Origin of the sequence: Paramaledivibacter caminithermalis DSM 15212, assembly GCF_900142245.1 — a bacterium.
Taxonomy (GTDB): Bacteria; Bacillota; Clostridia; order Peptostreptococcales; family Caminicellaceae; genus Paramaledivibacter; species Paramaledivibacter caminithermalis.
The window spans coordinates 36,011-53,849 of the sequence record NZ_FRAG01000023.1; the positions used below are offsets into that span (position 1 = coordinate 36,011).

General features: G+C 31.7%; 20 protein-coding genes. 18 read left to right on the forward strand and 2 right to left on the reverse strand.

Features of this window, described 5'->3' with window-relative positions:
• Positions 1-204: 204 nt before the first annotated feature.
• The gene (locus BUB36_RS10305; protein WP_073149651.1) at positions 205-801 is read right to left on the reverse strand and encodes a TetR/AcrR family transcriptional regulator; all 597 of its coding nucleotides are present in this window, start codon (positions 799-801) and stop codon (positions 205-207) included.
• Positions 802-1,367: 566 nt separating this feature from the next.
• Between BUB36_RS10305 and BUB36_RS10310 the strand changes: the two genes are divergently transcribed.
• The 13 genes from BUB36_RS10310 to BUB36_RS10365 all read left to right on the forward strand — a co-directional run bounded on the left by BUB36_RS10310 (position 1,368) and on the right by BUB36_RS10365 (position 12,796).
• Positions 1,368-2,351, forward strand: a complete 984-nt coding sequence (locus BUB36_RS10310; protein ID WP_073149653.1) for an ABC transporter permease — start codon at positions 1,368-1,370, stop codon at positions 2,349-2,351.
• A gap of 10 nt (positions 2,352-2,361) precedes the next feature.
• Positions 2,362-2,547, forward strand: a complete 186-nt coding sequence (locus BUB36_RS20580; RefSeq protein WP_334293001.1) for an oligopeptide/dipeptide ABC transporter ATP-binding protein — start codon at positions 2,362-2,364, stop codon at positions 2,545-2,547.
• Positions 2,540-3,547 carry an oligopeptide/dipeptide ABC transporter ATP-binding protein gene (locus tag BUB36_RS10320; protein WP_073149655.1) on the forward strand — a complete coding sequence of 336 codons (1,008 nt, stop codon included), beginning with the start codon at positions 2,540-2,542 and terminating at the stop codon, positions 3,545-3,547. The genes BUB36_RS20580 and BUB36_RS10320 overlap by 8 nt, the downstream gene beginning before the upstream one ends.
• Positions 3,548-3,549: 2 nt before the next feature.
• A complete protein-coding gene (locus BUB36_RS19990) occupies positions 3,550-4,308 on the forward strand; it encodes an ABC transporter substrate-binding protein (RefSeq protein WP_207550797.1) in 759 nt (252 codons plus the stop codon).
• The gene (locus tag BUB36_RS19995; RefSeq protein WP_207550798.1) at positions 4,295-5,131 is read left to right on the forward strand and encodes an ABC transporter substrate-binding protein; all 837 of its coding nucleotides are present in this window, start codon (positions 4,295-4,297) and stop codon (positions 5,129-5,131) included. The genes BUB36_RS19990 and BUB36_RS19995 overlap by 14 nt, the downstream gene beginning before the upstream one ends.
• Positions 5,132-5,223: 92 nt before the next feature.
• Complete coding sequence (locus BUB36_RS10330; protein WP_073149657.1) at positions 5,224-6,612, forward strand: M14 family zinc carboxypeptidase; 1,389 nt, start codon at positions 5,224-5,226, stop codon at positions 6,610-6,612.
• Positions 6,613-6,624: 12 nt separating this feature from the next.
• The gene (locus tag BUB36_RS10335) at positions 6,625-7,779 is read left to right on the forward strand and encodes an amidohydrolase family protein (RefSeq protein WP_073149658.1); all 1,155 of its coding nucleotides are present in this window, start codon (positions 6,625-6,627) and stop codon (positions 7,777-7,779) included.
• A complete protein-coding gene (locus tag BUB36_RS10340; RefSeq protein WP_073149660.1) occupies positions 7,770-8,933 on the forward strand; it encodes an amidohydrolase family protein in 1,164 nt (387 codons plus the stop codon). The genes BUB36_RS10335 and BUB36_RS10340 overlap by 10 nt, the downstream gene beginning before the upstream one ends.
• Before the next feature lie 435 nt (positions 8,934-9,368).
• Complete coding sequence (gene nadE / locus BUB36_RS10345) at positions 9,369-10,124, forward strand: NAD(+) synthase (protein WP_106406501.1); 756 nt, start codon at positions 9,369-9,371, stop codon at positions 10,122-10,124.
• A 133-nt stretch (positions 10,125-10,257) separates the two neighbouring features.
• The gene (locus BUB36_RS10350; protein ID WP_073149662.1) at positions 10,258-10,977 is read left to right on the forward strand and encodes a YebC/PmpR family DNA-binding transcriptional regulator; all 720 of its coding nucleotides are present in this window, start codon (positions 10,258-10,260) and stop codon (positions 10,975-10,977) included.
• A 223-nt stretch (positions 10,978-11,200) separates the two neighbouring features.
• The gene (locus tag BUB36_RS10355; protein ID WP_073149664.1) at positions 11,201-12,109 is read left to right on the forward strand and encodes a tyrosine-type recombinase/integrase; all 909 of its coding nucleotides are present in this window, start codon (positions 11,201-11,203) and stop codon (positions 12,107-12,109) included.
• Positions 12,106-12,342, forward strand: coding sequence for a hypothetical protein (locus BUB36_RS10360; protein WP_073149668.1), 237 nt, complete (start codon positions 12,106-12,108; stop codon positions 12,340-12,342). Before BUB36_RS10355 ends, BUB36_RS10360 begins: the two co-directional genes overlap by 4 nt.
• Before the next feature lie 151 nt (positions 12,343-12,493).
• Positions 12,494-12,796 (forward strand): hypothetical protein, encoded by a 303-nt coding sequence (locus BUB36_RS10365; protein ID WP_073149670.1) that lies wholly within the window; start codon positions 12,494-12,496, stop codon positions 12,794-12,796.
• A gap of 571 nt (positions 12,797-13,367) precedes the next feature.
• On the opposite strand, the gene BUB36_RS10370 is transcribed toward BUB36_RS10365, so the two are convergent.
• Positions 13,368-13,583: a helix-turn-helix domain-containing protein gene (locus BUB36_RS10370; protein WP_073149672.1), complete on the reverse strand. Its 216-nt coding sequence runs from the start codon at positions 13,581-13,583 to the stop codon at positions 13,368-13,370.
• Between the two features lie 159 nt (positions 13,584-13,742).
• Here BUB36_RS10370 and BUB36_RS10375 point away from each other — a divergent pair, with 159 nt between their 5' ends.
• From BUB36_RS10375 to BUB36_RS10390, 5 genes are all read left to right on the forward strand, one after another.
• Positions 13,743-13,940 (forward strand): hypothetical protein, encoded by a 198-nt coding sequence (locus tag BUB36_RS10375; RefSeq protein WP_073149674.1) that lies wholly within the window; start codon positions 13,743-13,745, stop codon positions 13,938-13,940.
• A gap of 176 nt (positions 13,941-14,116) precedes the next feature.
• Complete coding sequence (locus BUB36_RS19705) at positions 14,117-14,293, forward strand: hypothetical protein (RefSeq protein WP_165613070.1); 177 nt, start codon at positions 14,117-14,119, stop codon at positions 14,291-14,293.
• Between the two features lie 1,253 nt (positions 14,294-15,546).
• Positions 15,547-15,738 carry a hypothetical protein gene (locus tag BUB36_RS10380; RefSeq protein ID WP_073149676.1) on the forward strand — a complete coding sequence of 64 codons (192 nt, stop codon included), beginning with the start codon at positions 15,547-15,549 and terminating at the stop codon, positions 15,736-15,738.
• Between the two features lie 62 nt (positions 15,739-15,800).
• The gene (locus BUB36_RS10385; RefSeq protein WP_073149678.1) at positions 15,801-16,253 is read left to right on the forward strand and encodes a hypothetical protein; all 453 of its coding nucleotides are present in this window, start codon (positions 15,801-15,803) and stop codon (positions 16,251-16,253) included.
• Between the two features lie 99 nt (positions 16,254-16,352).
• Positions 16,353-17,183 (forward strand): phage major capsid protein, encoded by an 831-nt coding sequence (locus BUB36_RS10390; RefSeq protein ID WP_073149680.1) that lies wholly within the window; start codon positions 16,353-16,355, stop codon positions 17,181-17,183.
• Positions 17,184-17,839: the final 656 nt, after the last annotated feature.

Below are 17,839 nucleotides of genomic sequence, written 5' to 3' on the forward strand. Positions count from 1 at the left end.
AATGCTGAAACAGGAGAAGAGTGCATAAACAAGGCAAAAAAATAAAGCTTTGATAATATTTTTCCAGAAAGCTTTTAGGTTATAGGGTTATATTTGAAAAACAATAATAGGCTAACAAAATAGCGCCTCTAAAGTGCTATTTTGTATTTATACTAAATTTTAGCTGGCAAAAAATTATAAGACAAGTAGAATATGTTATTATAACTATTCAGCTTTCAATATACCATTGAGAAATATATCTGTATAAAAATTATTCTTGATTTCGAATTTTTCATCTTCATCTGTTATATTTTGATCTCTAAAATATATTAACATGTTAAACATTGATGTTACATACAAATGGAAAATAAGCTCTATATCAATAGAATCCTTCAATTTTCCAGAATTTTTCAGTTCAATAAGCTCGTCCATTACAAAGCTATTGAGCTCTTTGGCATATTCCCCAAAGTAAAACTTTCTCATTACTTCTATGGGTACCTTATACCATGTACGGTTAAAGTCAATTTCTTTTTTAGTACAGACCTCTTCAAGGGAAACTGATTCCTTCTCCAAAAAAACACTTCCATATTTTTCTTTTTGCTTGGTCATTATTCGTTTTTCAATATCCGTGAGTAAATATAAGTATAAATCATCTTTATCATGAAAATATTGATAAAAGCTTCCTATAGAAATACCAGCCTTGCTGGCGATTCCTCTAATAGTTACATTTTCATATTCCTCAGCAATAAAAATATCATATGTTGCATCTATGATTTTTTGTTTTTTTTCAGGTGGTAAATTAAAAAACGTTTTTTTTGGCATAAATTCCTCCTTCAAATAGTTAAATCGCTATATATTCTTCACTAAGCATTTAGATAAAATAAATCCTTTCTTTTAAAACCTATTTAATCTATTTCTCTGTTATACCAATTATTATAGCAAACTATTAAGTAAATGCAAACAGTTTATACAATATAGAAAATAAATATATTTAGAAAATTTATAAATATTCATACAATGTATTGACATTGGATTTTAATATTGATAATATGTTTATAAAGTCTATGTGAACATGTTCATAATATCAAAAATTCTACTATATTGTAAAGTAATTTAATACTAAAGATAAACAATTCTAAGATTACATAAAATATGTGATTTCTAAAATGCCTTAGGGGGTTCTAATATTTCATTTGAGTGATTTTTATAAACCTATTTTTCCATTAGAATTATATGAAAAAAACAGGTTTATTACATGAACGAAAAGGAAATATTAAAATCCCCCACGATAGAAACTAGCTTGGTTAGTTAATTTAATGAAAAAGCATATGAAGCTATTGGTTTATTTGAAATCACAGCAACATGATATTAAATTAGGGGGAGATGGCGTGAAGAAGTATGTGATCAAAAGAATCTTAACTGGGTTATTAACAATTTTAATTGTCTTTGCAATTAATTTTATAATTATTAGATTAGCGCCCGGAGATCCCATTAAAACACTTATGGGAAAAGAGAATGATGATCCTGTCTTGAGGGCAGCATTAGAAGAAAAGTATGGACTTGACAAACCCTTAACGGTTCAGTTTGCATTATATCTAAAAACTGCCTTGGGTGGTGACTTGGGAACATCAATAATTTATAATAGGCCAGTTACCGAAATGATTGCGGAAAAAATCGGAGCTACACTTTTATTAGTATTAACTGCAGCAGTATTAGCTTTAATCATAGGAACGAGTATGGGGATTCAAGCAGCTAGGCGAGAGGGTTCGTTTATTGATGTTATTTTTTCTGGTTTGTCCTATGTTCTTAATTCTATGCCATCATTTTGGCTGGGTTTGATGCTAATTATTATATTTGCATCTAAATTAAGTATGTTGCCATCATGTGGAATGACAAATACAAGGGCTTCATATACAGGAATGAATTATGTTTTAGATGTGCTTGTCCACATGATATTACCCGTTGGAACTCTATTGTTGATTCAAATCCCTATTTACTTTAGGATCGCTAAATCTTCTGTATTACAAGTAAGTAATGAAGATTTTATAATTACCTTGAGAGCAACTGGAATGGGTGAGAGAAAAATATTTAATAAATACATATTTAGGAATGCTATCTTACCTACCATTACAATTTTTGGAATATCGTTAGCATATTTAATTACAGGTGTGGCACTTATAGAAATTGTGTTTGCGTGGCCAGGTACAGGACGATTGGTACTTACAGCAATCAATCAGAGAGATTACCCAACCCTTATGGGCATATATCTTATTATGTCTATTTCAGTAGCTGTTGTTATGGTTTTAGTGGATATTGTGTATGCAATAACATCCATATACGCAAGGCCTTTTAACATCTTTTCCATCCCTTAAGGGAGATAAAATTGAACTAGCAGCCATAGGAGGCTTTCTTCCGGATTTATCTAAGGAGTATAAGGGTTGTATTTTTGCTCCAAGATGTAAACATGCAAAAGATAAATGTCATCAAACTAAACCAATGAACTTAGATATGGAAAATGGAAGGATGGTAAAATGTCATCTATATGGAGGTGAAAAATCAAATGGATAAAAGCAAACCATTTATAAAGATCGATAATGTCTCTATGTGGTACCCTCAAAAAGGAGGCTTAAAAACAAAGCAGGTAAAAAAGCAGTGGATAAAGGCAGTGGATAAAGTCAGTCTAGAATTAGAAAAGGGACAGGTATTGGGTGTGATTGGGGAAAGTGGTTGTGGTAAATCTACTCTAGGAAGGATTCTTGCTAGGCTTGAGAATCCAACAAATGGTGATGTATTTATAGATAATATATCAACCAAAGAAATGATTAAGAAAAATGCTAAAGAATTTAGACGAATGGTACAAATTGTATTTCAAAATCCCTTTGACACATTTACACCAAGAGATACTATAGAAAAGATTTTAATGAGACCATTGAAGATTCATGGCATTGGAAAAACAGATGCAGAAAGAAAAGAGATATGCTTAAAGGCATTGGAATCAGGTGGGCTTCGTCCTGCAGAGGAGATAATGAAAAGATACCCACATGAACTGTCAGGAGGGCAGCTGCAGAGAATATCTATTTTGCGTTCCATGCTATTTCAACCCAAGTTTATTATTGCCGATGAACCTGTTTCTATGCTGGACGTTTCAGTTAGAGCTGATATTATCAATATGCTGTTGACCTTGAGCAAGGAAAAGAATGCCGCCGTTATATTTATAAGTCATGATATCGCATTAACAAGATATATATCTGATAAAATTGTGGTAATGTATTTGGGTAAAGTAGTTGAGTATGGAAATAGCGATGAAATAATAAATAATCCTCAGCATCCCTATACACGAGCGTTGATTTCTAATTGTTCATCTATAGATCCAGAAGAAGCTATAGAAAAAATCGGAATTCAAGGGGAACCACCTACACCAATAAATCCAGGTCCAGGGTGCTATTTTGCACCAAGATGTTTTAAGGCCTGTGATGAATGTTTTATTAAATATCCTGCTACTGTAGATGTAGGAGATGGACATACAGTAGCATGTGATAGATTAAATTTAAATAAAATGGAGGGGTGAAGATGAAAAGAAAAATTTTATTAACTATTATGATTTTGGGGTTAGTGGCATTAATAGTAGTGGGATGTTCAAGTACTGATAAAGAAACAGGAAAGGAAAAGGCTGATGGTGGTAAAGAAAAAGTATTGATTGTAAGGGCTATAGGTGATCCAATGTCATTTAATCCAGACACATTAGCTGATGACAATGCTTATCCTATTGTTCAGAACCTTTATAATCGATTAGTGAAATTAGATGCATCTAAGCAAATAATTCCTGATTTAGCTAAAGAGTGGAAAGTAAGTGAAGATGGGTTAAGTATTACTTTTTTATTAAGAGAAGATGCTAAGTGGCATGATGGAAAACCTGTAACTAGTAAAGATGTAAAGTATACCTTTGATACTATAAAAGAGAACGATACATATTATTTCAGTTCTAGACTCAATATAGTTGATTCTATTGAAGCACCAGACCAATATACAGTTAAGTTTAACATGAATAAACCAGATGTTTCCTTTATTGCAGATTTAGGTTGGTATGCTACTTTTATATTACCAGAACATATATTTAATACAGATCAAAAATGGGAAGATAATCCTGCTTCAAAAAATCCAGTTGGATCAGGACCATTTAAATTTTCTAAATTTAAGCAAGGTGAAAGTATTACATTGATTCCTAACGAGGATTATCATGAAGGAGCACCAAAGCTTGATAAGCTTATTTTCTCAATCATTCCCGATGATGCAACTGCTATACAAGCCTTAATAAATGGGGGAGCTTGATGTATATGAAACTGTACCTCCTGCCAATGTAGATGAATTGAAGGCCAATGAAAATATTAGATTGGCTTTAAATGAATATCCATCACCTTATAGGATTATATTTAATTTAGAAAATGAAGCAGTACAAGATGTTAATTTAAGAAGAGCTATTGCAACGGCTATTAACAAGGAAGAAATATCACAAAAGATCTATAATGGTATTCAAAAGCCAGAGTACAATATGTATCCATCTTTAATTGAATGGGTATCTAACAGCAAAGATACATCTCCTAAGTTTAATATTGATGAGGCGATAAAAATATTAGAAGATGCAGGTTATACAAAAGATGAAAACGGGTTTTATGTAACTGGTCTCACACTAGATGTATTTGAAGGAAACGGTATACCAGAGACAGCAAAGCTTATAGAAGCTACTTTAGAGCAGGCTGGTATAGAATTGGAGGTTGCCATACATGAATTTAACGCTTGGTTTGAGAAAGTTGGTGTTAATAGGGATTTTATGCTGGAGCTTCAAGGTGGGTTTATGGGTCCTGACCCAGCTGCTTTAGCTAAACGTTTTGGAACAGGCTCTGGAAGCAATTATGCTTCATATAGTAATCCAGAGTTTGATGATTTACTAGCTAAGGGTGCTGCAACAGGAGATAGAGAAAAGAGAGCAGAATTATACAAAAAAGCTCAAGCAATATTAGCTAAAGATCTTCCTTATATACCAATTGTTTGTTTTGCAGCATACGATGCAAATAATTCTGACTTTATAAACTTACCAATAGATGGAACAGGAAAATGGGGTTGGCAGGAGTATACCTTTACAGATTTAAAATAAATTTATTACTAGGTTAATAGCAAATTTAATAGTTGATTGCATATCTTATTTTACATAAGATATGCAATCAACCAGTATGGGAGGCTAATCTTATGAAAAAAATATTTGAAGACTTGATAAACAATATACCTGACTACAAAGAATTTTTAACAGTAGATGAAATGGATGCAAATAGTAAAAAATTAGCTGAAGACTTTCCTGAAGCGGTAACTATCTTTGAAATGGGAAAAACTAGAGCAAACCATCCTCTCTATTGCTTGAAGATTGGAAATGGATCTAAGAATGCCCTTATGTTTGGCTGCCCACATCCAAATGAGCCAATTGGAACTATGATGCTAGAGTATTTTTCAAAGGAATTAGCAAGGAATAAAGAGCTAAGAGATGAATTAGATTATACATGGTATATCGTAAAGGTCTGGGATGCAGATGGAACAAAGCTCAATGAGAATTGGTTTAAAGGGCCATATACACTCTATAATTATGCACGTAACTTTTTTAGGCCTGCAGGGCATCAACAAGTAGACTGGACTTTTCCAATAGATTATAAAAATTTACATTTCCATGATACGATTCCAGAAACCAAGGCTATGATGAAGCTTATAGATGATATAAAGCCAGAATTCATATACTCTCTACACAATACAGGCTTTGGAGGTGTTTACTGGTATATATCAAGGGAAGCTAGAGAAATTTATGATGATATGAGAAATGCTGCAAAAAAACAGGGCGTTCCTCTAAATTTAGGAGAGCCAGAAGCACCTTATTGTGTGGCTTTTGCTCCTGCCATATATCAAGATTTAGGCATTCGTCAAAACTATGATTATTTAGAGCAGTATGGGATTGAAAATCCTGGAGAGGTTATCAAGGTAGGTACTTGTAGTGCTGATTATGCAAAGGATGTTTGTGACGCTTTTACACTTTTAACTGAATTACCATATTTTTATGATAAAAGGATAAATGATTTATCAGAATCTGATATAAGTAGAAAGGATGCTGTTCTTCAGAATCTTGAATTTAGTGAAGCAGCCGATGAATTTATTAAAGCTACACTTGACAGTGTAAAACAATATATAGATGAAAGTAACCCCTTTAGATTAGCTTTAGAAGCATTTACCGATAGTAATGAAAGGAATGCTGCTACTAGAAAAATGGTATCACAGAATCCAGAATTTGCAAAAAAAGCAACTGTTGCTGAGAAGTTTGACAATCTACTGATTTCTAAATTCTATAAAATGCTTTCATATGGATTATTGGTAAGGGCCAATGAAAGTGAATTACAAAGGATGATAGAGTTAAATGAAGATAACCAAGAAAAGAAAAATGCTTTAAAAGAGGCATTTGAAAAATCTGAAGAAAGATTAAAAAAATTAAGTATAGAGCTAGAAGAAAAAATAGACTATGAAGTAGTTCCAATTAAAAAGCTAGTTGCTATTCAATTGGAATGCGGAGTATTAATGGCGGATTATTTGAAGCAGAATTAAGGAGGCAAATCAATGATTCTGATTAAAAATGGGACTGTGCACGATGGAAAAGGGCAGGTATCCCAAAATATAGATATTTTAATAGAAGGAACTAAAATAAAGGCTGTAGATTATTCAATAGAAATATCAGATGATGTGGAAATTGTTGATGCAAAAAATAAAGAAATTTTTCCTGGCTTTATTGAATCCCTTAATGTATGGGGGTGTATGGGACCTGGTTGGGAAGATAATGATCTAAACGAACATTCTGATCCAATAACACCAGAGATGAATGTACTTTATGCTTTTGACCAAGATGGGATGGCTTTTCAGAGGGTGTTTGAGTATGGGGTCACTTGTGCGGGTATTACACCAACAACTTCAAATGTTATAGGAGGCCATGCGGCTGTTTTTAAAACATATGGAAAACATCCCTATGAAATGTTAGTCAAGGAAAAAGCCGCTATGGTAGCATCTATTACAGATGCAACAAAAAAAGTATATGGGAAACGAAATGTTTCCCCTATGACTAAAATGGGAGCCTTTGCTTTATTGAAGGAAGCTTTAATAAAGGCTTACAACTATGATTCATCTAAAGAAGAGGTGGATTACGATGCCAAATGTGAAGCACTCAGAAAGGTTTTAAATAAAGAGATTCCTCTTTTTATAAACTGCAATACAAAATCTGAAATGGATGCTGTTGAATTAGCGCTACGAGATTTTTCAATTGATATTGTTTTTACAGGTGCCTTTGGCATTGATGAAAGCACAGCAAAAATAACTGAGAAGAAAACAGGGGTTATTCTTGGAGACTTAACAAATGCAATGTCATATAAGAATCGTCAAGTAGATTTTGAGAGCATTTCTAATTTAATGAAAAAAGGTATTGATATAGCCATCAGCTCCTGTGGCGATTTGGTATCTTCAGGGAAAGAATCCTTGCTGTGGAACGCTATATTATGTTATAAATATGGCTTGAAAAGTGAAGACGTGGTGAGAATGATTACTTCTATTCCAGCAAAGCTTTTAGGAGTAGATGATAAAGTAGGTTCTATAGAAGCTGGAAAGGATGCAGATATTGTTATATGGACTGGTAACCCTATTGAGACCTATAATGCAGTTGTTCAAGGAGCTTACATAAATGGTGAAAATGTTTTAAACTCTAGGAGGAATTTATCATGTTGGTAATAAAGAGTGCTAAAATATACACATCAGCTGATAGGGTCATTGAGAAGGGAGATATATTGATTGAAGATGGTAAAATAAAGGATATTGGGACATCACTGAATGCAAAAGGCGCAGCAACTATAGATGCAGATGGTCTTATTGTAACACCTGGACTAATAGATGCCCATAGTCATATAAGCGGGTTTGAAACTGATATGAGTGATCAAGATCTTAACGAAATGACTAATAATGCAACACCACAGGTTGAGGCGATTTATTCAGTAGACACTGCATCTAAAATGTTTGAAAGAGTTATTCAATCAGGAATTACTACTTCTGCCATTGCACCGGGAAGTGGTAATGTAGTCGGGGGCCTTGTTTGTGCTGTAAAATCCTATGGACACAGTATAGAGGATATGTGTATTAAAAATCCAGTTGCATTAAAAATGGCACTTGGAGGTAACCCTAAAGGAGTATATGGCAAGAGAAATCAAATGCCTATGACACGAATGGGAATTGCCCATGTTATTAGAGAAACCTTGATTAAAGGGCGGGAGTATTTACGTAAAAAAGAGGCTGTTAAGGACGATGAATCAAAGATGCCCCCTTTTGATTTGGGACTAGAAAATGTATGTCGGGTACTAAAAAAGGAGATACCACTTAAAGTGCATTGCGAACAATTTGATATGCTGACAATCATAAGCATTGCAAAGGAATTTGATGTGGAATTTACCTTGGACCATGCATGGGGTGCTAGTGATTTCTATGATGATATTGTGGAATCTGGATGTAAAGGGGTTATTTATGGGCCTATAGGGGTTCCATTACTACCAGGTGAGTGCGGAAAAATTGATATATACAGCCTTGTAGAGCTTGATAGACGAGGAGTTACTTGTGCAATAATGACGGATGGTCCGATATTAAATCCTGATGTGCTCATAGTCCAAGCAGGAGAGGTAATTCGCTTTGGAGGCAATATAGAGAGAGTCCTAAATATGCTTACCATTAATCCAGCAAAAATAATAGGTGTTGATGACAGGGTTGGTTCTATAGAAAAAGGTAAAGATGCCGATATAGTAATTTTTAAAGGTATGCCAGCGGTAGATACCAATGCTACTGTTGAATATACCATTATTAACGGTGAAGTGGTTTATAGAAGAAATAATAATAACTAGTATGAGAATAAGATAGACAAAGGGGCAGGTGATATGGCCTCTTTTTTGTGCTTATCCTTGTTTGCTTTATTTCTACTCTTTTTTATGGATTAGTCTATGAATTATGTTATAATATTTTATTATAATAATAATATAATATATTTTGATATGTATAAAGTAACCTATTGTGCTAGCTTCTATCGCAAGAGTTTTAATATTTTCTTTTTACTTATGTAATAAACATGTTTTTTTATATTATTTTGAAGGTGAAAAAAGGTTTATAAAAATTACTCAAATGAGACATTAAAACTCTCTAAGGCATTTAAAAAACAAAAAATTTAACTAACTAGTACAAGTGGTTAGATTAAGATTTACTTGGAACTCTCTATATGTATTAGAGAGTTTTTGGAGAAGGTAATTATGCAATTTGTTCTAATAATAACATGAGGTGGTAAAATGAACAAAAATATTGATAAAAAAATAAATCACGTAGTCGAATGGCTTAGAAAACAAGTTAATGATTCGGGTACCAATGGCTTAGTTGTAGGGCTTTCTGGAGGAATTGATTCTTCTGTAGTAGCTTTTCTTATAAAAAAAGCTTTCCCAGAAAACTCCATAGGAGTTATTATGCCGTGTAAAAGCAATGAAAAGGATAAAAACGACGCAATAGAAGTTGCAAAGGCTTCAGGATTAAAGCATATTGTTGTAGATTTAACTGAGGATCAAGATAATGTTCTTGGAAAAGTATTTAATGAGCTTATAAAGGAAGAATATTATATCGAAGGAAATAAAAGATTAGCTGATGCAAATCTGAGAGCTAGAATGAGAATGAGCACATTATATACTGTAGCTAATTCATTAAATTATCTAGTTGTAGGGACTGATAATGCTGCTGAACTTTATACAGGCTATTTTACCAAATATGGAGATGGTGGAGTAGATATTTTGCCAATAGCTAATATAACTAAAAGAGAGGTTTATGAATGGGCAAGACATTTAGGAGTTCCTCAGACAGTATTGGATAGACCGCCTTCAGCAGGACTTTGGGAAGGACAGACAGATGAAAATGAAATGGGTACCACATATAATATGATAGATGATTTATTGGAAGGTAAAGAGATACCACAAAAGCATAGAGAGATAATAGAGAGACTAAATAAGCGTACCGAACATAAAAGAAAAATGCCTCCTGCACCTCCTAAATATAACTAGATTTTCTCATTTTATAAATGATCTATTGGAGAAAAATCGTACAAAACTAAAGCATTGGATGATCTTCAGTTTTTATTGTTGAATAAAATCAAATGTGGTAAAATATTTGAGGATATAAAAAGGGAGGATTAATATGGGTAGAATAGGTACTATAGTAAATAGAAAAAACAAACAAGATGCCAAAAAGGCAAAAATATTCACAAAGCTTGGAAGATATATAATGGTTGCAGCAAGAGAAGGTGGATCAGATCCAGAATATAATGCAGCTCTACAGACGGCTATAGAAAAAGCAAAGGCTGCAAATATGCCTAATGATAATATAGAAAGAGCAATAAAAAAAGGGTCAGGAGAGCTTGACGGTGTAAACTTTGAAGAATTTACTTATGAAGGCTATGGACCAGGAGGAATTGCAGTATTAGTTGAGGTGCTAACCGACAACAAAAATAGGGCAGCTGCTGATGTTAGAAGCTACTTTACAAAATGTGATGGTAACCTTGGAGCTAATGGCTGTGTAGCATTTATGTTTGACCGTAAAGGTGTTCTTGTTATAGATAGAACTGATGCGATGGACGAAGAAGAAATGATGATGGAAGCTCTTGAAGCAGGAGCAGAGGATTTTACTGCCGAGGAAACTCACTTTGAGATTTATACTGAAGTGGCTGACTTTGGTACTGTAAGAAATGCTCTTAGTGAAGCTGGATACGAATTCTCAATGGCAGAGCTTAGATATCTTCCTCAAACTATGAGCAAATTAACAAATGAAGACCAAATAAAGAAGATGCAAAAGCTTATTGACCTTCTTGAAGATTGTGACGATGTTCAGAATGTGTATCATAATTGGGATGAGCAATAAATTTTATAGTAGAAGGCGTTCTAAGCTAGTAATTTTAACGAGTTTAGCGAACTACGGAAAATAGAAAAATTGAAATTTCCTAGTAGATAATGACATACAAGGTTTTTTTACACTAAAAAAATACCCTTTAAACGTCGATAAACTCTATGTTTTATTATTTTCTGAACTACGATAAACACCTCTAATTTTATTGTATATCAATAATAATTTTGGAGGTGTTTTTGTGTATTTAGAATATCAAGATTTTTTGTTTAATTGTGAGTCAAGAGGACTATCCCCTAAAACAATTAAGAGTTATAGAAACACTATTTTACAATTTTTAAAGTATATAGAAAGAGAATTTGGAATTAAAGAATTAAATGAAATTAAATCTATTCATATTAAAAAGTATTTCAAAAGCAAAAGCGATGATGGTTGTACTTTTGTCTACATTAACTCTATTCACAAAGTTTTAAAAACATTTTTTCAATATTGCTATGAAGAAGAATATATTTTAACTAATCCCATCAAAAAAGTAAAGTTCCACAAAGAAAAAAAGAGAATAATTGAAACTTTTAATGATAAGGAAGTTTCTAAATTGATAGACGTGTATGATTTTTCAAATTATCTTAATGTTAGAAATAAAGCAATTCTATCTCTACAATTTGATACAGGAATAAGAACAACAGAAACGATAAATATACTTAATCATCATATACAAGAAGGTAGAATATTCATACTAGGGAAAGGAAACAAAGAAAGATATGTACCTGTATCAATTGAATTGAAAAAAATATTAAAAAGATATGAAAAAATAAAAAAAATGTATTTCAAAGATAAAAATATCCCTGATAACTATTTTTTGTCTAGGACAGGTAGACCTCTGACTGTTGAAGCAATAGAAAGAATATATAAAAAAGCAGGGGAAATTGCAGGGATAAGAAATGTTATCAGATGTAGTCCTCACACTGCTAGACACTACTATGCTATCAAAATGCTAGAGAATAATGATATCTACACAGTTTCAAAACTATTAGGACATTCAAAAATAAATATCACTCAAATATATCTTTCTTCATTGACTAATGAAAAGATAATAGAGCGAGGACAAGTATCAAGTCCTTTGAGTGTGTTAGGTGGTGTTGGAAAATGATTAACGCACTAAAAAAACAATATCAAGTAGATATTATTATTAAAGAATTTGAAGGCAGCGTAAAATTTTTTGATTATTATTTTGATAATGATTGGCTAGTTGCTATCAAGAATCATAACACTATAGAAATATATAATCAAGATGGAATATTGATAGATGAGATTGATAATATACAAAATACTCCTCCTACACCCATTGAAAATACTAACGTTCAGAACGTGATTTTTCACTAGAAGCCCATATTTGCCCATATTCGAGCGAAAAATAGGCAGGGTATAGTTTAGTACCCCTAAGCATATAAAAACGCTTAGAATCGAAAATAAAGGGCGATTTAGTTTAAATTAGAATGGCGGAGATAGAAAATCAAGTTGGGACAGTCCCAACTTGAAAACGCAATCACAACTTGCAGAAGAGTTTGGCATTAAACAACATCAATTATCCAAATACAAAAAACTTCAACAACTTATTCCTATCACGCTGAGCAGATGTATAATTGAACTTGAAAGATTGTATGGGGTAAAAAATGGTAGACCAGAAAAAAGTTGCGCCTGGCGGAAGTTAAAAATACAGTCACATCAATCTCTACACTTCAAAAAGTTGGTCAAAAACGACCAAGATTTTGAAGTCAACTATCCACAACTTCAAAAAGTTGGTCAAAAACGACCATTTTCCGAAGTGGAACAATAATATACTAAGTATATATAATAATAATAAACTAAGTTTCTTTACACACTACTTTTTTCTTTGTTTATTGTGTATTACTTTTTTCTCTTATTTTTTTATTGTTATTGTTAGTTTTTACTTCTATTTGTGTAGTGTGTGGTATAGTATTGTTGTTTTTTAGTCCAGAGGCGACGGTCGCCACTCCAAAACTCAATTATAATTAGCAAAAGAAGTCGCAAATTTGTGACACCTTGTTTCGTAGTTCATCAAATGAACTTCGAAAATATGCTTGACTACACAGAAACGTTGTAGTCAAAAACGAACAATCATGAAAATGCGACAGTTGGATTTCCTTTTTTTGAGAAAAGCATAATTATCAGTAGTTTATATAACCCCCAGGTTATATATCACTTTTTTTTGTAATCTAGGGGTTACCAAATTGGTACTACCCAGTATTAATCAAAATGATGAGTACACCCAAAGTTCAAAATTGGATTCGGCTTCTGGGACTAGTCCTCATTGTCACCAAGTGCCACAACGTGTCACAGATTTTTTAAAATTTTAGTTATTAGAGAATTAAAAATTGAAACTATAACTAATTCTTATCAGTATCAGGAATATATTCGATTATATCTCCTACTCTACAATCTAATACAGAGCATATCTTATTAATTATTTCAAATTTTACCCCTTCAGTTTTATTATTTGCTAACTTCCATATTGTATTGTATGGAATTTTTGCCTCCATACTAAGCCAATTCAAACTTTTATTTTTATTTTCTAATATATTTAAAATCTTAATTCTAATCATTTTTTCCTCCTTAAATTTTTAAATTTTATTTATAAATATAGTATATCATTTTTTAAAAAAATATCTAGTTATAATGTTGACAAGATAATCTATAAGTGATAATATAATGTTAAAGTTATAAGTTAAAAATTATAACAATGTACGGTAGGTGGCGATACTATGAAAGCAAAAACTAGAAATGAATTGGGCTTCATGATGTATTGCACAATATCTCAACGTATAGACAAAGCAATAGAAAATAATAACATTTCAGAAATAGATATGCTAGAAGAAATGATTGACTACTATTCTGCAAATTTTGTTATCAGTGCAGCACATTTGAGAGAAAAATTAGAAATATTGAAGGGGGTGAAGTAGTTGAAAATGCTAATATTTTCGGGCAGTAATAGAGAATTTCGTATTTACATCAAAGCACTAAAACAGCCAACTCAATTTAAGAAAAATTTAAGGAAATGATATCAATTTTTGACATTTATTTTATAAATTTTGGGTTAAAATGTTAAATGATAAAAACAAAAGGGGGAAAAGGACTTATGAAAAATCAAATTAAGCTAATCAATGAACATATTACTTTTTTGAGGTGGCTAGATGAAGAAGATTTCAGAGATGAAATAAGACAAGCATTGAGAATCAAGAAGAATATCTATCTGAACAACGAACTTACAGATGAAGAAATTCAATACATAGAAAAAAAAATAAGGACTGCATAAGCAGTTCTTTTTGTGTGTAAAGGTTAATAATTACAGGAAATTAACTAGATTTTTTCGTTTCAAAACTATATAATAATTAAGGTAAAAAATGCACCAAATGTGGTGAAAATAAATTGAGAAGTGAAAAATACTTTAGACCAAGAAAAGATTCTAAAGATGGATTTAGAAATGAGTGTAGAGTGTGTGAAAATAAATAGTTTCGGCGATTTTAACTAGATTTTTTCATTTCAAAACTATATAATAAGTAGACAGATAATATACTAAATGTGGTGAAAACAAATTAAGAAATGAGAAGTATTTTGGAAAAGATAAAAGAAACAAAGATGGATTTCAAAGTATGTGTAAAAAATGTGATAATATACGTAAAATTACAGGAAATTAACTTATTTTTTTCATTTCAAAACTATATAATAAGTAGACAGATAATATACTAAATGTGGTGAAAACAAATTAAGAAATGAGAAGTATTTTGGAAAAGATAAAAGAAACAAAGATGGATTTAAAAGTAGTTGTAAAAAATGCGACAATGCGACTAAAATTACACGAAATTAACTTATTTTTTTCATTTCAAAACTATATAATAAGTAGATAAATAGACAAAAAATGTAGTAAATGCGACGAGATAAAATTAGCAAATTATAAATATTTCATAAAAAGGAAAAATACAAAAGATGGTTTCATGTATATATGTAGAAAATGTGAATAAATCAATGTTTTTGGTCGGATTTATATTGTCAAATCACACTTTCCTGACAAGTATATATGAGGGGATTATATTAATATTTAACAAGAGATAAAATAATAATACTAGCTCTATTAATTGAATATTAATATATTGAGTTTGGTAAAGATGAAAGAAATTTAGATGGATTTAAAAGTTATTGTAAAAAATGTGATAAATAGTAGATTTACACGGAAAAACTGCAAAAAAATCGGGAGTTTACTACACTAGATAATATTACGAAAAGGGAATGATTATTGCCGATACAATAAATCTCAATCAAGATATCTATTTTATAGATGTTTTGCTTGAGATTTATTTTGTCATCTGTTTAAATTTGCTTTCATTGATGGTAGTTTTGTCATTTTTATGTGAGTTCGAATCTCACCTCCTCGAAAAAAAGAAAAAATGACTAGGCAACGTGAGTATGCGTTGCATTTTCTTTTTACAATGACCCCTTGTAAAAGGGGTTTATATATATTTTTTTTAAAATTTCGGTAAATATTTTCCAATAGAGAAAGGAAGGGGCGACATGAACAATGTAGAGAAAGAAAAATTGCTTAATGATTTACACATATGGCAATACAAAACAGGCACGTACTGGAAAGATATTGCATCATTTATAGGGGTCAGTGCGACAACTATACACTTTTTCAAAAATGGACTACGTGAACTAAGCGAAGAAAAAATTGCTAAACTGAAAAAATTAATTTATAAAAAATAAAAAATAGGGGCTTAGTTATTAGAACTTATACAAGGGCAGCAACTAAAAGGAGGAATTTGTAAATGTTTAATTTAGAAAAGGATAACTATACTAAAGAAGAAGTAACAAAACTACTTCAAAGTGAAACTGACAAAGTTAGAACTGAATACAGTAAAAAAGTAAAAGAACTAGAAAGCAAACTACCACCTGAAAAATCAGAAAAAGAACTTGAACTAGAAAAGAAAGAGCAAGAACTACTTGCAAAAGAGAGACATTTCAAAGTAAGAGAAACACTTGAAAAAAATCAGTTGCCATCTGAATTAGCTAAGTTTTTAACTGCTGAAGAAGATGTTGAAAGCGTTGTAAGCGAACTATCAGAAGTTTTAAATCAACATATCTTAAACAATTCATATAAGCCAACTTCTAAGAAAAATAATGATGGCATAACTAAAGAACAATTTGCGAAAATGGGATATTTAGAAAGAATGAGTTTATTTGAAAGCAATCCAGAACTTTATAATAAGTTGTCAAATTAAGCACTTGCTATGTGATGTGATGTAGTGAGTGCTTTTTTATATAGATTAGGTTTTATGACCTTTTTTAAAATTAAAAAAAACAGAAAGGAATGATAAACTATGGCTTTAGTGCAAAAGACCATATACGCATCAATGGTGCGTGATAAGTTCAATGGCAAAGTCAAAATGCTTCAACTTGCAAGAGATTTAGGGCATTTAGATGGATTAGGAAGTGGAGATACTATATCATTTCCAAAGTGGTCATTGATTGGCGATGCTGAAGAAATGACAAAAGGTAATGCTTTAAGTCCTGAAGAACTACAATCAACAGAACAAACAGTACAAATCAAACAAGTTGGTAAAGCAGTAACAGTTTACGATAGCGTGAACAAAACTAGCTTAGGAAATCAACTTGACGAAGGGGCAACTCAAACTGCATTAGTATTAGCAAGAAAACTAGATGCAGATTTAATTGAAGTTGCTAAAAATGCACCATTTCAAGCAACTTGTGCAGGGGCAACTGCATTAACAAGTGCTGAAATTGAAAGTGCTATGCTGAATTTTGGCGATGAAAGAGATGTAGACGAATTTGCAGGTATAGTAATCAATTCGCTACTAATACCTTCTTTCTACGCTATGCCAGAGTTCACAGATGCAACTGATACTACGACAGTAAGTGGTAATGGCATTATGAAAAATGGAATACTTGGAAAGTATAGGGGTATTCCAGTTATTGTAACCGATAAAGGTACTTATGACAATACTAATGCTGAATGTATCACTTATATAGTGAAAAAAGGGGCATTAGGGTACAAAATGGCTAAAGAACTTGACATTGAAACTCAAAGAGATGCACTTAAAAAATGTACTCATATCGCAACTGATATGATGTATGCTTGTGCATTAGTAAAAGATGATGGAGTTGTTGTAATTAGATCAACTAATGTGTAGTATTGTTCTATCTTTAAGAGTTATTTGATATTGTCTTGGCTAACATTAACATTTGAATATTGATATTGACCATTTGCATATATAGGGGAAATTTTCCCCTTTTTTATTGTCTAGGAACTCAAACATTTTTTTGATAGAATTATATATGCGAAGCATAGTATTTTAAATGCTTTAAGAAAAATGCAAACTTTTACCTGTAAAATAATACAAGCGGAGCTTGATGATAAAGATGAAAAAGATAAAACAAATATTTCAAGATCATTGGGAAGGCTTTGTTAAAATATATAAACCTAGAATAAGAAAAAATGTATTAAGAGAAGTAAACCTGAATTATTCATAGAAAACATCAAAAATGATTGAATCGTAGTATTAACAAGTAGTCCAACAAATTGGACTTTGCACCCATTGGGTGAAATAACAAAAAAATAAAGAAAAGAACCTAATTTTGTGTTAAAGTTAAAGCGTTAAAACAAAAACTATATCACGAAAAGAGGTTCTTTCTATGACAAGTTTACATCAAAATTCACTTAACTTCAACAAAAGTTTTTCATATGATTTCGGTGGAGGTAATCTTTCTTCAGATGCAGGGTTAATAATAGTTCGTTCTTTTCTTGAAAAAATTGGCTTAATACCGCTACTTAAAACCCTTTTTAAGG

Coding starts and splice junctions, on each gene's coding strand:
- BUB36_RS10335 (WP_073149658.1), top strand. CDS start 6,625: ATGATTCTGATTAAAAATGGGACTGTGCACGATGGAAAAGGGCAGGTA.
- BUB36_RS10375 (WP_073149674.1), top strand. CDS start 13,743: ATGAAAGCAAAAACTAGAAATGAATTGGGCTTCATGATGTATTGCACA.
- BUB36_RS10340 (WP_073149660.1), top strand. CDS start 7,770: ATGTTGGTAATAAAGAGTGCTAAAATATACACATCAGCTGATAGGGTC.
- BUB36_RS10380 (WP_073149676.1), top strand. CDS start 15,547: ATGAACAATGTAGAGAAAGAAAAATTGCTTAATGATTTACACATATGG.
- BUB36_RS10385 (WP_073149678.1), top strand. CDS start 15,801: ATGTTTAATTTAGAAAAGGATAACTATACTAAAGAAGAAGTAACAAAA.
- BUB36_RS19990 (WP_207550797.1), top strand. CDS start 3,550: ATGAAAAGAAAAATTTTATTAACTATTATGATTTTGGGGTTAGTGGCA.
- nadE (WP_106406501.1), top strand. CDS start 9,369: ATGAACAAAAATATTGATAAAAAAATAAATCACGTAGTCGAATGGCTT.
- BUB36_RS19705 (WP_165613070.1), top strand. CDS start 14,117: ATGAAAAATCAAATTAAGCTAATCAATGAACATATTACTTTTTTGAGG.
- BUB36_RS10330 (WP_073149657.1), top strand. CDS start 5,224: ATGAAAAAAATATTTGAAGACTTGATAAACAATATACCTGACTACAAA.
- BUB36_RS10305 (WP_073149651.1), bottom strand. CDS start 801: ATGCCAAAAAAAACGTTTTTTAATTTACCACCTGAAAAAAAACAAAAA.
- BUB36_RS19995 (WP_207550798.1), top strand. CDS start 4,295: ATGGGGGAGCTTGATGTATATGAAACTGTACCTCCTGCCAATGTAGAT.
- BUB36_RS10370 (WP_073149672.1), bottom strand. CDS start 13,583: ATGATTAGAATTAAGATTTTAAATATATTAGAAAATAAAAATAAAAGT.
- BUB36_RS10360 (WP_073149668.1), top strand. CDS start 12,106: ATGATTAACGCACTAAAAAAACAATATCAAGTAGATATTATTATTAAA.
- BUB36_RS10320 (WP_073149655.1), top strand. CDS start 2,540: ATGGATAAAAGCAAACCATTTATAAAGATCGATAATGTCTCTATGTGG.
- BUB36_RS10390 (WP_073149680.1), top strand. CDS start 16,353: ATGGCTTTAGTGCAAAAGACCATATACGCATCAATGGTGCGTGATAAG.
- BUB36_RS10350 (WP_073149662.1), top strand. CDS start 10,258: ATGGGTAGAATAGGTACTATAGTAAATAGAAAAAACAAACAAGATGCC.